The sequence below is a fragment of the Micromonospora sp. NPDC004551 genome, from assembly GCF_040609975.1.
GTDB lineage: Bacteria > Actinomycetota > Actinomycetes > Mycobacteriales > Micromonosporaceae > Micromonospora.
In genome coordinates this window covers 175,165-188,842 of record NZ_JBEXLM010000005.1, presented here as the reverse complement: position 1 = coordinate 188,842, position 13,678 = coordinate 175,165, and the positions used below count along the sequence as shown (strand labels likewise).

Here is a 13,678-nt window from a genome sequence, read left to right as displayed (position 1 = left end):
ACGGCGCCGCCTTCCTCCGGCCAGGAACCACCTACATCCGGACACGGCGAAACCGCGGTCCAGTGCCCACCACGACCCGGCCCGAGAACCCCGTCTGTCCCGAAATGGCGTGCTACCAATAACCGGTGTCCAGGCCTCCTGTCTCGCCGCCCCCAGGGCGGTCCGTGCCGCCGGGTCCGGCCGCCCACCGCGCCCCGAAGGGACCGGAGTGGTGAACGCCGGCCCCCATCGCGTCGCGATCTTCGTCTACGACGGGGTGACGTTGCTGGACGTCGCCGGCCCCGCGGAGGTGTTCAAGGAGGCGAACCGGTTCGGTGCCGACTACCGGATCGTGCTGCTGTCACCGACCGGCGCGGACGTCACGTCGAACCTCGGGATCCGGGTCGCGGTCGACGGCGGCGTCACCTCGGAGCCGGCCTTCGACACGGTGCTGGTGGCCGGGTCCGACCTCTATCCGCGCGAACGTGTCCCCGCCCACGTGGCGGACGCCGCACGGATACCCGCGGCTGCAGCCGGCCGGGTCGCGTCGATCTGCACCGGGGCGTTCATCCTCGCCGCCGCCGGAATCCTCGATGGCAAGCGCGCGACCACGCACTGGCGGGTCGCGCACGAGCTTGCCGCCCGGTGCCCGACGTGCCGCGTCGAGCCCGACGCGATCTACGTTCGCGACGGCACCACGTACACCTCGGCAGGGGTGACGGCCGGCATCGATCTGGCGCTCGCCCTCGTCGAAGAGGACCACGGCCCCGACCTGGCGCGCGGCGTCGCCCGCGCCCTGGTGGTGTACATGCAGCGCGCGGGTGGCCAGTCCCAGTTCTCGGCGCCGCTGCAGGGACCGCCGCCCCGCTCGCCGGCTCTCCGCACCATCACCGACCTAGTGACGGCGAATCCCCGCGGGCACTACTCGCTCGCGGAACTCGCGAAACACCTCAACGTGAGCACCCGGCACCTCACCCGGCTCTTCCACGACGAACTGGCCACGACACCGGCCCGCTACGTGGAGGTCATCCGATTCGACCTGGCCAGGGCACTGCTCGACCAGGGACACACCGCGACGCAGGCCGCGACCCTCGCCGGGTTCCCCAGCTACGAGAGCATGCGACGGGTCTTCGCCCGAAAGCTGTCCATCAGCCCCGCCGCCTACCAACGCCGGTTCAGCACGACCCGCCGCGCCAACGCGGGGTAGCGCTACCGGCCCGAGGCGTGGATGGGGTCCCGCGGCCGTTCCGGTCGCGGGACCCCACCGACGTCACCAGGTCGTGGGCTTGCCCTTCTGGAACAGCCACACGTCGAAGAAGGCATCGAGGTTCTGCCCGGATTCCCGCTCGGCCAGGGCGATGAAGTCGGCCGTCGCGGCGTGGCTGTGCCGGTGGCCGGCCGCCCACTCGCGCAGGATGCGGAAGAAGGTGTCGTCGCCGACCTTGCCCCGCAGCGCGTGCAGGGTCATCGCCCCGCGGTTGTACGGGATGTTGCTGAACATGTCCTCGGGGCCCGGGTCGGCGAGGACGATCTGCCAGAACGACGACGACGCGGCCCGACCGTAGTTGCTGCTGCTGTTGAAGGTCTGGTTGACCGACGCGCCGCCGTTGTACTCGGTGTACAGCCACTGGGCGTAGGTGGCGAAGCCCTCGTTGAGCCAGATGTCCGACCAGCGCTGCGGGGAGACCGAGTCGCCGTACCACTGGTGTGCCAGCTCGTGGGCCATCGTGCCGACGCTCGGCGCGCTGGAGAAGATCGGCTTGGTCTGGGTTTCCAGGGCGTAGCCGACGTCGGGGGCCCGGTCGATGATCGCCCCGGTCGAGGCGAACGGGTAGGGGCCGAACGTCGAGGCGAAGAAGTCGATCATCTTGGGGATCTGCGCGACCGCGGCCGCGGACCCGGCGACCTGCCGCGGGTCGACGGCGACGTACACGGGGATCCCGCTCGGCGTGGTCGACGTGGTGACCACGAAGGTGCCGATGGTGATCGTCGCCAGGTAGCTGGCCATCGGCTCGGTCGAGTCCCAGATGAAGGTGGTCCAGCCGGCCCGGGTCTCCTGGGACAGGAGCTGGCCGTTGCCGACGGCGGTGAGCCCCTCCGGCACCTTCGCGGTGAACCGGAAGGTGGCCTTGTCGGTCGGGTGGTCGTTGGTGGGCAGCCAGGCCGGCGTGCCCTGCGGCTCGCCGACGACGAAGGCGCCGTCGTCGGTGGGCACCCAGCCCTCGATCGACCCGTCCGGGTCGGTGATCGGCCCCGGTACGCCGGAATACGTCACCACCACGGTGAAGGTCTGCCCGGTCTTGAGCTTCGGGCGGGGTGTGACGATGAGCTCCTGGCCGTCGCGGACGAAGTCGTTCGCGTGCCCGTTGACCGTCAGCGACGAGATCTCCGGACCACGGAAGTCCAGGTTGAACCGGTCGAGATCCTGGGTGGCCACTGCGGTGATGGTCGCGGTGGCCGCCATGAACCGGGTTGCCGGGTCGTAGGAGAAGTTGAGGTCGTAGTGCTGGACGTCGTATCCGCCGTTGCCCTCGTCGGGGAAGTACGGGTCGCCGACGCTCGCCGCGCCGGCCGAGTAGCGAGGGGCTCCGGGGTTGCCGGGTGCGGCGCCGGCCGAGCCCGGTGCCACCACCGATCCGACAGCCACCAGGGCGACTGTGGCGAGCGCGGCACCGCGCAGGCGTGGGACGGTCATGTGGATCCTCTTCCTTGGACGGCCGTGGCGTCACTGCCCGCCGGCTGTGTACGCCCACTCCACCCGCACCGGACGGCCGCCGTCAAGATCTCGGCGCCACTCCGCCGTCGTCCTGGTGGTCGCGGAGGGCCGGTGCGCCCCAGCCGTCGGGAACGGACAGGCCGGCGAGCCGTCGGGCCAGGATGGCGGCGCCGATCTGTGCGGCCTGCGCACCGAAGGCGGAGCGCAGCACCGGGGGAGGGGTCCGCCAGGCGAGGGCCGCGCGCAGGGCGTCGCGTACCGGGTCGAAGAACAGCGCGCCCGCGTCCGCCAGCCCACCGCCGAGCACGATGCGGGCCGGGTCGAGGGTCAGGGTGAGGGTGGCCAGGGCGATCCCCAGCGCCTGGGTCGCGTCGTTCCAGACGGCGGCGGCGACCGGATCGGTGGCCACCGCGTCGGCGATGGCCCGGCTGTCCGACCCCGGGGTTCCGCCGAGGCGGACGTAGCGGCGGGCCAGCCCGCCGGCGGAGGCGTAGACCTCGAGGCAGCCCCGCTGCCCGCAACTGCACGGCTCGCCGCCGGGGTGGACCGGCATGTGGCCGACCTCGCCGGCCGAGCCGGTCGCGCCCGGCACCGGCTCGCCGTGCACCACCACGGCCGCGGCGATGCCGGTGCCCAGCGGCAGCAGCAGGAAGTTGTCCAGCCCGCGGGCCGCCCCGGCCACCGCCTCGGCGACGCCCGCCGCCCGCGCGTCGTGGCCGACCGCCACCGGGAGCCCGAGGTCGTCCCCGACGAGGGCGCGGAGCGGCACGTCGCGGAAGCGGAGGTTGGCGGCGTACCGCACCACCCCGTTCGTCTCGTCGACGAGGCCCGGCGTGACCACGCCGATCGCGGCGGGCGTGGCGCCGAGATCGAGCGCGTCGTCGCGCAGTTGGCGGCACAGGGACCGGACCGCCTTGACCGGGTCGTCGTCCGCCTGCGACGGCACGGTCAGCGTGTGCCGGCGCCGGCCGTCCTCGCCGACCACGGCCCCCTTGATGGTCGTTCCGCCGACGTCGACGGCCAGGACGCAGTGGCCTTCGGGCTGGGTCACGCGATCACCCGGTCACCACGGCGAGGTCCGCGGTGAAGTCGCGGTCCAGGGGAAACACCGGTCGCACCACCTTCTGGTACGGCAGTCGCGCGAGGTCCTGGTCGACGCCGCCCGGCGTCAGGGCGAGCAGCCAGTCACCGGCCGCCTCGAACAGTTCGGGTTCGAGGTAGCCGATCTTCACCACGACGAGATCCACCTCGTCGACCTTGACGCCCAGGCGTGTGTAGGAGTCCAGCAGGCGGTACTGCATCCGGCGGGAGGTGACGAAGACGCTGAGCCCGCCGACCCGCACGCTGACGCACCGCCCGCCGTCGGGATCGTCGGCGACCGCCTCCAGGATCCCGTCGAGCGGGAGCGGCCCCGGGTCCCGGGGGTCGATCCGCCCGCCGACGGTGACCCGGACCGGCGATCCGATCGGCTGGTCGGCGATCTGCGCCACGGCCTGCGGGTCGACCAGCGAGGCGAACACGGCACGGCGGGCGCCGTCGCGGATCTCGGGGCGGGCCAGCATCCGTTCGAGGGCGAAGGTGACGTCGTCGGCGCCGCCGGCGCCCGGGTTGTCGCCGGAGTCGCTGATGAAGAACGGTCGGCGGGCCGGATCGGCGACCGCGGCGAGGGCGGTGTCGAGGCACTCGTCCATCGAGCCCGTCGGCGCGACGAAGGCGAACTCGTCGCGGGCCGCCCAGAAGTGCCCGCCGAGTTCGCGGGCCGCCTCGGCGGTGGCGGTGGCGTCGGTGCCGGTGACGACGACCGCGCCCCGGCAGCGCGGCTGGTCGGCCCAGGCGAACCCGATCCAGATCGCCGCGTCGACGATGCCATCCCGGGCCTCGACCTCACCGATCCGCGCGTAGAGGCCCCGGGCCGGCTCCTCGCGGGTGCTGGTCATCTCGCCCGGCAGCAGGATCGGCATGTGGACCAGCGCCTTGTGCGGGCGCTGCTGCCGGCGCAGCGCCTCGATGAGGTTCCGGGCGGCGCGCTCACGGGTCTCCCACACGTCGACGTGCGGGGCGGTGCGGTAACAGGTGAGCAGGTCGCAGGCGTCGAAGAGCACCGGCGAGACGTTGCCGTGCAGGTCCATCGCGGCGGAGACGAACGGCTCCGGCCCGAGCACCGACCGGATGGCGGTGATGAGGTCGCCCTCCGCGTCGTCGCTGCCGACGACGGTCATCGCGCCGTGGAAGTCCAGCAGCATGCCGTCCAGCGGGCCGGCCGCGCGCAGCTTCTCCACCATCTCGGTGGCCCAGACCTCGTAGGTCGCCGGGTCGACCGCCCCGCCGGGCAGGGCCCGGGCGTGCACGAGCGGGATCCACTCGACGTCGGCGGCCCAGGGCTGGGCGGGGGAGAGCCAGTCGTACCGCGCCAGCAGCGCGTCGTCGCGGGTGACCTCGAAGTCGTCGGCGGTGCTCAGGTGCGGCGAGAACGTGCTGGACTCGATGTGGATGCCGCCGATGGCGACGCGGAGGGGACGGGGCACGGGTGTTGCTCCTCAGGAGGGTCGTACGTCGGTCGTCGTGCGCAGCAGGTGCCCGAGGCCGACCAGGGCCGCATCCGGGCCCGCGACGCTGGCTTCGATGGTCAGGGACTGGGTCATGGACGGTAGGCAGCGCTCGTAGAGCATCCCGCGGGTGGCGGCCACGTAGACGTCGAGGCTGGACAGTGCGCCGCCGATGACGACGGCGTCGGGGTTGAGGAAGTTGACCAGGCCGGAGAGGGCGACGCCGAGCAGCCGGCCGGCGTGGCGCACCATGGTCACCGCGGTCGGGTCGGCGTCGCTGACCGCTGCCACGATCTCCCGGATCGTGGTCGCCGACGAGCCCTGCTCGGCCAGCTGGCGGGCCAGCGCGGCGCCGCTGGCGACGGTCTCCAGGCAGCCCCGGCTGCCGCAGGAACACTCCCGCTCGCCGCTGTCCGCCACGCGGACGTGGGTGACGTCGCCGCTGAGGCCGCGCCCGCCCCGGTAGATGTGACCGCCGCTGACCAGACATGCGCCGATGCCGGTGCCGGCCTTGACGTAGATCATGTCGCCGAACTCGTCGCGCCGGGTGACGTACTCGCCGATCGCCGCCGCCTTGGCGTCGTTGTCGACGACCACCGGCACCGGGAAGCGCTCGGCGAGGCGGGCGCTCGCGTCGACGCCGCTCCAGCCGGGCATCCGGGCCGGGCCGATGAGCCGCCCACCGGGGAACTCGACCGGACCCGGCAGGGCCACCCCGACCCCGAGCAGCTCCTGGCCGGGCGCGGCCGCCGCCCGGAGCCGGTCGAACGTCGCCCCGACGACCTCGAACACCTCCGCCGGTCCGGCGGCGATGTCGATGGCCACCTCCTCGGTGGTGCGCAGCCCTCCGTCGGGCGCGCACAGGCCCACCCGGGCGTGCCTGCCGCCGAGTTCCGCGACGGCGAGGATCCCCTTGGTCTCCCGCAGGCGCAGGATCCGGGGGCGTCGACCCCCGGTGGACCGGCCCATCCCCTCCTCGAGGATGACGCCCTCCTCCAGCAGCCGGCGTACCACGCTCGTGACGGTCGAGGGGGCGACCTGCAACGCCTCGATGAGGTCGGCGCGCGAGGTGACCGTGCCGCTGGCCAGCAGGCTCAGGGTCTGGTCTCGCAGCGTGGCGGAGATCGATGGTTCCAAGGGTGCCTCTCCTTGTTCGGGCGGTCCTCCGGCGCCGCCTCAGTGTGGCAGTGCACGGCGGGGTGCGTGCCGGAGCCCACGCGAAGAGTATCGGTCGATGCTTCGCCGACTTAGATCGTACCCTGGCCGAAGTCGGCGAATAAAGAGGGTAAGTTTCGTTGACTCCGCACTTCGGCCCGGATACATTCTCCGCGTCGAACGTCGAGGAGCAGCACCAGGCGGCCGAACACGTGGCACCGCCGGTAGCGCCCGCAGACGCGGGGCAGTGCACATCAATCGAGGAGATTCATGAGGAGCAGATTTCCCCGGCGAGCCCTCCGCGGCGCGGTCGCGGTAGCCAGCGCGGTCGCCCTCGGGGCGGGTCTGGTCGCCTGCGGTGGTGGCAGCGGTTCGTCGAAGGACGGCGGGAGCCAGGGCAAGGACACCGCGACCGTCGCCTTCCGTACCCCCAACTGGATCCTGCCGATCTCGGCGCCCGGCTTCACCCAGGGCGAGAACGCCATCTTCGGCCAGGCGCTGTACCGGTCGCTCTACCAGTACAAGCTGGACGGCACGGCGCAGTACAACATCGACCCGCAGCGCTCGATGGCCGAGGCGCCGGTGGTGAGCGACGGCGGCAAGACCCTGACCATCACCCTGAAGGACAACACCTGGTCCGACGGCAAGCCCGTCACCACCAGGGACATCCAGTTCTGGTACGACCTGGTCCGCGCGAACAAGGACAAGTGGGCCTCCTACCGGGCCGGCGGCCTCCCGGACAACATCGCGCAGTGGTCGGTCAAGGACGACAAGACCTTCTCGATCACCACCACGAAGGTCTTCAACACCGCCTGGTTCGTCGACAACCAGCTCAACAAGATCACCCCCATGCCGCAGCACGCCTGGGACAAGGACTCCGCCACCGCGGCCGTGGGCAACCTGGCCAGCACGCCGGAGGGCGCGAAGAAGGTCTTCGACTTCCTCACCGCCGCCGCCAAGGACCCGAAGACCTACGACTCCAACGAGCTGTGGAAGGTCAACAGCGGCCCCTGGAAGCTGGCGAAGTACGTGCCCAACGGCGAGGTCACCCTCGCCGCCCAGCCGAACTACTCCGGCGTGGACAAGCCGAAGCTGGCCAAGATCGTGCTGCGGCCGTTCACCGGCGACGACGCCGAGTTCAACGTGCTGCGCGCCGGTGACATCGACTACGGGTACGTGCCCGCGGCCAACCTCTCCCAGGAGAGCTATCTCAAGTCCAAGGGCTACACGGTCTCGCCGTGGTACGGCTGGTCCGTCACCTACCTGCAGCTCAACTTCAACAACCCGAAGACCGGTGTGCTGTTCAAGCAGCCGTACCTGCGGCAGTCGCTGCAGATGCTCATCGACCAGCCGACCATCAGCAAGGTGATCTGGTCCGGCACGGCCGCGCCGACCTGCGGCCCGGTGCCGGCCAAGCCGGGCACCAACGGCGCCGACGCCACCGGCTGCGTGTACTCCTTCGACCCGGCCAAGGCGAAGGAACTGCTGGAGAGCCACGGCTGGAAGGTGACCCCGGACGGGCAGACCACCTGCCAGACGCCGGGCACCGGACCGAACCAGTGCGGCGACGGCATCGCCGCCGGCACGGCGCTGAACCTCACCGTGACCAGCCAGACCGGCTTCGCCGCCACCACCAAGATGTTCGCCGAGATCAAGTCGCAGATGGCCAAGCTGGGCATCCAGCTGACCATCAAGGAGGTACCCGACTCGGTCGCCGTCACCCCGGCCTGCAAGCCGGCGGACGCCACCTGCTCGTGGGACATGTCCTTCTTCGGCTCGCAGGGCAGCTGGTACTACCCGGCCTTCGCCAGCGGCGAGCGGCTCTTCGCCACCGGCGCCCCGGTGAACCTGGGCAGCTACAGCAACCCCGAGGCCGACAAGCTCATCGAGGCCACGCAGTTCTCCGGCGACGAGAGCACGCTCAAGGCGTACAACGACTTCCTCGCCAAGGACCTGCCGGTGCTCTGGATGCCGAACCCGGTGTTCCAGGTCTCGGCGTACCGGTCCGGTCTGCAGGGCGTCGAGCCCCAGGACCCGATGAACTTCATGTACTTCCAGGACTGGTCCTGGAAGTGACCGATCACTGATCGTCCCGGCCCCGGCGGCGCCGAACGCGCCGCCGGGGCCCCGACCGGGGAGGAGGCGGGGCCCAGGTGGTCCGGTACCTCATCACGCGCTTGGGCCAGGCCCTCGTCGTCGTCGTGCTCGTCACGGTGATCGCGTTCCTCATCCTGCACCTGCTGCCCGGGGGAGCGGCACGCGCCACCCTCGGCAAGGAGGCGACGCTGGAGCAGTTGGCGGCGTTCAACCACGACATGGGCTACGACCGGCCCTGGATCCAGCAGTACGGCATGTACGTGCAGCGCCTGCTGCGGGGCGACCTGGGCTACTCGTACCAGCTCAACCAGTCGGTCGTCGAGGCGATCAGCCAGCGGCTGCCGAAGACCATGGTGTTGTCGCTGCTGTCGACCGTGCTCGCCATCGTGCTGGCGATCCCGCTCGGGGTGATCCAGGCGGTACGCCGCAACCGCTGGCCCGACTACGCCATCACCTCGCTGTCGCTGCTGGCCTACGCCACGCCCATCTTCTTCATGGGCCTCATGATGATCATCCTCTTCTCGCAGGTCTGGCCGATCCTGCCGCCCGAGGCGCCGCAGGGGTTCACCGTGGCGGAGGTGCTCGCCGATCCGGCCGGGCTGGTCCTGCCCACGATCACACTGGCCATCGTCACCATCGCGGTCTACTCCCGGTACGTCCGCTCCGCCATGGTCGACAACCTCAACGAGAACTACGTCCGCACCGCCCGCAGCAAGGGCCTCTCCGAGCGGCGCGTCGTGCTGCGGCACACGCTGCGCAACGGGCTGTTCCCGGTCATCGCGCTGCTCGGGATGTACCTGCCCGCGCTGTTCAGCGGGGCGCTGGTCGTCGAGTCACTGTTCAACTTCCCCGGCATGGGACAGCTGTTCTGGCAGGCGGCACTCAAGCGTGACTTCCCGATCCTGCTCGGGGTCACCGTCATCATCTCGATCGCGACGGTGGTCGGCGCGCTCGTCGCCGACCTGCTCTACGCCGCCGTCGATCCCCGGGTCCGACTCCAGCGGAGCGCGTCATGACCACACTCTCCGAGGCGGTCCGCCCAGGTGCCGTCCCCGACCAGCCCGCCGACGCCGAGACGCCGGTGCGCGGCCTCTGGCGCCAGGGGCTGGTCGTCTTCTGCGAGAACCGCCTGGCCCTGGTGGGCCTGGGCCTGTTCGTCCTGCTGGCCGGGATCTGCTTCCTCGGCCCGCTCGTCTACCACACCGACCAGGTGCACACCGACCTCACCGCGGTCCACCTGGCCCCCGGTGAGCAGGGGCATCCGCTGGGCACCGACGGGGTCGGCTACGACCAGCTGGGCCGGCTCATGCTCGGCGGGCAGACCTCGATCATCGTCGGGCTCGCCGCCGGCATCCTCGCCACCGCCCTGGGCACGATCTGGGGCGCCGTCGCCGGGTTCGCCGGCGGCTGGGTGGACTCGGCCATGATGCGCGTGGTCGACGCCATGATGTCGATCCCGTCGCTGTTCCTCTTCATGCTGCTCGCCGCCATCGTCACGCCGAGCGTGCCCATGCTCATCCTCATCATCGGCGCATTCGCCTGGCTCGGACCGGCCCGGCTGGTCCGGGGTGAGGCACTGAGCCTGCGCTCCCGCGAATACGTCCAGGCCATGCGGGGCATGGGCGGCACCGGCGGACGGGCCGTGCGCCGGCACATCGTGCCCAACGCCATCGGAACCGTGATCGTCAACGCGACCTTCCAGGTCGCCGACGCGATCCTCTACGTCGCGTACCTGTCCTTCCTCGGCCTCGGCGTCCCCCCGCCCGCGGCGAACTGGGGCGGGATGCTCTCCGACGGCCTGGCGGACACCTACAGCGGCCACTGGTGGCTGCTGTACCCGCCCGGCATCGCCATCATCCTCATCGTCCTCGCCTTCAACTTCATCGGCGACGGGCTGAGGGACGCCTTCGAGGTCCGCCTCCGGCGGCGTTGAGCAGGAGCTGAGAATGAGCGAATCGACCGTCCGACCCGCGCCGGCAGCCGGCGAGCCCCTGCTGGAACTGCGCGATCTCGACACCGACATCGCGCTGCGCCGCGGCACGGTGCACGCCCTGGACGGGGTCAGCCTCCAGGTCATGCCGGGGGAGACCCTCGGCGTCGTGGGGGAGTCGGGCAGCGGCAAGACGATGACCGCGCTCTCGATCATGGGCCTGCTGCCGCCCGGCGGCCAGGTGTCCGGGGGACAGATCCTCTTCGAGGGCCGCGACCTGCGATCCCTGCCGGCCGACGAGGTACGCCGCATCCGGGGCGTGCGGATGGGCATGGTCTTCCAGGACCCGCTCACCTCGCTCAACCCGACCATGCGCATCGGCGTCCAGGTCGGCGAACCGCTGCGGGTGCACGAGCGGGTCGGCCGGGCGGAGGCCCGGGAGCGGACCGTCGAGATCCTGCGCCGCGTCGGCATGCCGCGCCCGGAGCGGATCGTCGACAACTACCCGCACGAGCTGTCCGGCGGGATGCGGCAGCGGGTCGCCATCGCCATGGCCCTGGTCTGCTCACCCCGCCTGCTCATCGCCGACGAGCCGACCACGGCGCTCGACGTCACCACCCAGCGGCAGATCCTCGAACTCATCGACGACCTGCGCGAAGAGTTCGGGATGGCCGTCATCCTGGTCACCCACGACCTCGGGGTGATCGCCGGCCGCGCCGACCGGGTCGCCGTCATGTACGCCGGACGGGTGGTCGAGACCGCCGCCACCGCAGAGCTGTTCCGCACGCCGCGGCACCGCTACACCGAGGCGCTGATGGAGGCGCTGCCCGAGTCGGCCATCCGGGACTCCGGTGAACACGGCCGGCTCTACAGCATCCCGGGCCTGCCGCCGGACCTGTCCCGGCCCCTGACCGGCTGCCGCTTCGCGCCACGCTGCCGGCACGTCACCGACGAGTGCCGGACCACCGACGTGACTCTGTCGGCCGGCGCGCACCAGCACGCCTGCCTGCACCCGGTGCCGGCGGAGCCCGCCGCGCCGGTCAGCCTGACCACCCCCGTGCGGGTCGAGCCGGTGCCGGCCGCCGGACCCGCCGATCCGGCGGCCGAGCCCGTCCTGTCGGTACGGGACCTTGTCAAGAACTACGCCGCGCACGGCCGTGGCGTGCTGCGCCGGACCGCCGGGCAGGTCAGCGCCGTGGCCGGTGTGTCGTTCGAGGTCGGTCCGGGGGAGACGTTCGGACTGGTCGGTGAGTCCGGCTGCGGCAAGTCCACCGTGGGCCGGCTGGCCGTCGGGCTGGAGCAGCCGACCGCCGGGCAGATCATGCTGGACGGCACGGACATCGCCGGCCTGGCCGGGCGGGAGCGCCGCCGGATGCACCGGCAGGTCCAACTGATGTTCCAGGACAGCTACGCCGCGATGAACCCGCGGATGCGCGTCGACGCCATCCTCGCCGAACCCCTGGAGATCCAGAAGGTGGGCGGCGCGGCGGCGCGGCGGGCGCGGATCGCGACGCTGCTCGACCAGGTGGGGCTGTCGCGCCGGGTCCTGGAGCGCTACCCCCACGAGTTCTCCGGCGGCCAGCTGCAACGCATCGGGCTGGCCCGTTCGCTGGCCCTGCAACCCCGGCTGATCGTCGGCGACGAGCCGGTGAGCGCCCTGGACGTGTCCATCCAGGCGCAGGTCCTCAACCTCATGCGGGACCTGCAACGCGAGCTCGGCCTGGCGTACGTCTTCATCAGCCACGACCTGTCCGTCGTCGACTACATGGCCGACCGCATCGGCGTCATGTACCTCGGCAAGCTCGTCGAGGTCGGGCCCGCCCGGGAGGTGGTCCGGGCCGCCCGGCACCCGTACACCCAGGCGCTCATCGACGCCGTCCCCTCCGTCACGCCGAACGCCGCGACCGCGCGCGACGGGGTGACCATCCGGGGCGAGCTGCCCAGCGCGATGAACCCGCCCACCGGGTGCCGGTTCCGGACCCGGTGCCCCCTGGCTCAGGACATCTGCGAGACCGAACCGCCGCTGGCCGGCGACGCCCACCAGGTGGCCTGCCACTTCCCGCTGCGTCCGGAGTCGACCGCGCCGTCCGCCCGGGCCGGGGCCGTCGCATGACCACCGTCGAGATCTGCGTGAGCGACGTGCCGACCGCGCTGGTGGCCGAGGCCGCCGGAGCCGACCGGCTGGAGCTCTGCGCCGACCTCGGCCAGGGCGGCACCACCCCGAGCCTCGGGACGGTCGAAGTCGCGCTGCGAACGCTGCGCAGGGTGGACATACGCGTCATGGTCCGTCCCCGGGGCGGCGACTTCCGGGTCAGCGAGGTCGAGGAGCAGGTCATGCTCGCCGACATCGCGGCCATCCGCGACCTGCCCAATCCCCACGGTCTCGCGGTCGGGGTGGTGGTCGGCGCCCTCACCGCCACCGGCGGCCTCGACCTGGCCGTGCTGCGCCCCCTCATCGAAGCGGCGGGACCGCTGCCGGTGACCGTGCACAAGGCCGTCGACGAGGTCGACGACCAGCTGAGCGCGGTCGAGGAACTCATCGACCTCGGGGCCGACGCAGTGCTCACCTCGGGCGGCGCGCCGACCGCGCTGGCCGGCGCCACGCGGATCGCCGCGATGCGGCAGCGGGCCGGCGACCGGCTGCGGGTCATCGCCGGCGGCGGCATCCGCTCGCACAACGTCCGGCAGGTGCTCGCGGAGACCGGCGCGCGGGAGGTGCACCTGCGCGCACCGGTGCGGCGCGACGGCCGTGAGGCCACGGACGGCGACGAGGTACGCCGGGTCGTCGACGCCGTACGTGCCCGGGCGTGACCGGCCGCCGGTCGACGACAGTTACGCTTCGCAGGGCAGCCCAGCAGGGATGCCGTCCACATGAGCGGGGGACAGCGACGGTGCCGAAGGCATACTGGATCACCACCTACCGGTCCATCAGCGACGACAAGAAGGTCGCCGCCTACGCGGAACTGGCGGGGCCGGCGCTGCGCGAGGCCGGCGGCACGTTCCTGGCGCGCGGCGTGGCGGCGCACGCGTTCGAGTCCGGCGTGCGGGAGCGCACCACGCTGATCGAGTTCGACAGCGTCGACGCCGCGCTCGCCGCCCACGAGACCCCCGCCTACCAGGAGGCGCTGCGGGCGCTCGGCGACGGCGCCGACCGCGACCTGCGCATCATCGAAGCGACGGCCTGACCCGGCCGACGGACGTGGGCCGGTCACACCTCTAGGCTTGTCCGCATGCTTGCCCGGCCCCGCCCACCTG

At 71.9% G+C, this 13,678-nt stretch carries 11 protein-coding genes; 7 read left to right on the top strand and 4 right to left on the bottom strand.

Going from position 1 to position 13,678, the window contains the following annotated elements; all coding sequences use genetic code 11:
* Nucleotides 1-211: 211 nt before the first annotated feature.
* Nucleotides 212-1,186: a DJ-1/PfpI family protein gene (locus ABZW14_RS08950; RefSeq protein WP_355342152.1), complete on the top strand. Its 975-nt coding sequence runs from the start codon at nt 212-214 to the stop codon at nt 1,184-1,186.
* A gap of 63 nt (nt 1,187-1,249) precedes the next feature.
* On the opposite strand, the gene ABZW14_RS08945 is transcribed toward ABZW14_RS08950, so the two are convergent.
* The 4 genes from ABZW14_RS08945 to ABZW14_RS08930 all read right to left on the bottom strand — a co-directional run bounded on the left by ABZW14_RS08945 (nt 1,250) and on the right by ABZW14_RS08930 (nt 6,378).
* The gene (locus ABZW14_RS08945) at nt 1,250-2,674 is read right to left on the bottom strand and encodes a M1 family metallopeptidase (protein ID WP_355342149.1); all 1,425 of its coding nucleotides are present in this window, start codon (nt 2,672-2,674) and stop codon (nt 1,250-1,252) included.
* An 82-nt stretch (nt 2,675-2,756) separates the two neighbouring features.
* Nucleotides 2,757-3,746: an ROK family protein gene (locus tag ABZW14_RS08940; RefSeq protein WP_355342146.1), complete on the bottom strand. Its 990-nt coding sequence runs from the start codon at nt 3,744-3,746 to the stop codon at nt 2,757-2,759.
* Between the two features lie 4 nt (nt 3,747-3,750).
* Nucleotides 3,751-5,220, bottom strand: a complete 1,470-nt coding sequence (locus ABZW14_RS08935) for a M81 family metallopeptidase (protein WP_355342143.1) — start codon at nt 5,218-5,220, stop codon at nt 3,751-3,753.
* Nucleotides 5,221-5,232: 12 nt separating this feature from the next.
* A complete protein-coding gene (locus tag ABZW14_RS08930; RefSeq protein ID WP_355342140.1) occupies nt 5,233-6,378 on the bottom strand; it encodes an ROK family transcriptional regulator in 1,146 nt (381 codons plus the stop codon).
* Nucleotides 6,379-6,666: 288 nt separating this feature from the next.
* Here ABZW14_RS08930 and ABZW14_RS08925 point away from each other — a divergent pair, with 288 nt between their 5' ends.
* The 6 genes from ABZW14_RS08925 to ABZW14_RS08900 all read left to right on the top strand — a co-directional run bounded on the left by ABZW14_RS08925 (nt 6,667) and on the right by ABZW14_RS08900 (nt 13,608).
* Nucleotides 6,667-8,472 carry a peptide ABC transporter substrate-binding protein gene (locus ABZW14_RS08925; RefSeq protein WP_355342137.1) on the top strand — a complete coding sequence of 602 codons (1,806 nt, stop codon included), beginning with the start codon at nt 6,667-6,669 and terminating at the stop codon, nt 8,470-8,472.
* Between the two features lie 77 nt (nt 8,473-8,549).
* Nucleotides 8,550-9,509 carry an ABC transporter permease gene (locus ABZW14_RS08920; protein WP_091257715.1) on the top strand — a complete coding sequence of 320 codons (960 nt, stop codon included), beginning with the start codon at nt 8,550-8,552 and terminating at the stop codon, nt 9,507-9,509.
* On the top strand, nt 9,506-10,426 hold the full coding sequence (locus tag ABZW14_RS08915) for an ABC transporter permease (protein WP_355342134.1): 921 nt from the start codon (nt 9,506-9,508) through the stop codon (nt 10,424-10,426). Before ABZW14_RS08920 ends, ABZW14_RS08915 begins: the two co-directional genes overlap by 4 nt.
* Before the next feature lie 13 nt (nt 10,427-10,439).
* Entirely contained in the window at nt 10,440-12,536 is a 2,097-nt protein-coding gene (locus ABZW14_RS08910) for an ABC transporter ATP-binding protein (protein WP_355342131.1), read from the top strand.
* On the top strand, nt 12,533-13,234 hold the full coding sequence (locus ABZW14_RS08905) for a copper homeostasis protein CutC (protein ID WP_355342128.1): 702 nt from the start codon (nt 12,533-12,535) through the stop codon (nt 13,232-13,234). Before ABZW14_RS08910 ends, ABZW14_RS08905 begins: the two co-directional genes overlap by 4 nt.
* An 80-nt stretch (nt 13,235-13,314) precedes the next feature.
* Nucleotides 13,315-13,608 carry a DUF1330 domain-containing protein gene (locus ABZW14_RS08900; RefSeq protein ID WP_355342125.1) on the top strand — a complete coding sequence of 98 codons (294 nt, stop codon included), beginning with the start codon at nt 13,315-13,317 and terminating at the stop codon, nt 13,606-13,608.
* The last annotated feature ends 70 nt before the right edge of the window (nt 13,609-13,678 follow it).

Excerpts from the sequence above, each read along its gene's own strand:
- ABZW14_RS08945 (WP_355342149.1), bottom strand. The coding sequence starts at position 2,674 with ATGACCGTCCCACGCCTGCGCGGTGCCGCGCTCGCCACAGTCGCCCTG.
- ABZW14_RS08925 (WP_355342137.1), top strand. The coding sequence starts at position 6,667 with ATGAGGAGCAGATTTCCCCGGCGAGCCCTCCGCGGCGCGGTCGCGGTA.
- ABZW14_RS08915 (WP_355342134.1), top strand. The coding sequence starts at position 9,506 with ATGACCACACTCTCCGAGGCGGTCCGCCCAGGTGCCGTCCCCGACCAG.
- ABZW14_RS08910 (WP_355342131.1), top strand. The coding sequence starts at position 10,440 with ATGAGCGAATCGACCGTCCGACCCGCGCCGGCAGCCGGCGAGCCCCTG.
- ABZW14_RS08905 (WP_355342128.1), top strand. The coding sequence starts at position 12,533 with ATGACCACCGTCGAGATCTGCGTGAGCGACGTGCCGACCGCGCTGGTG.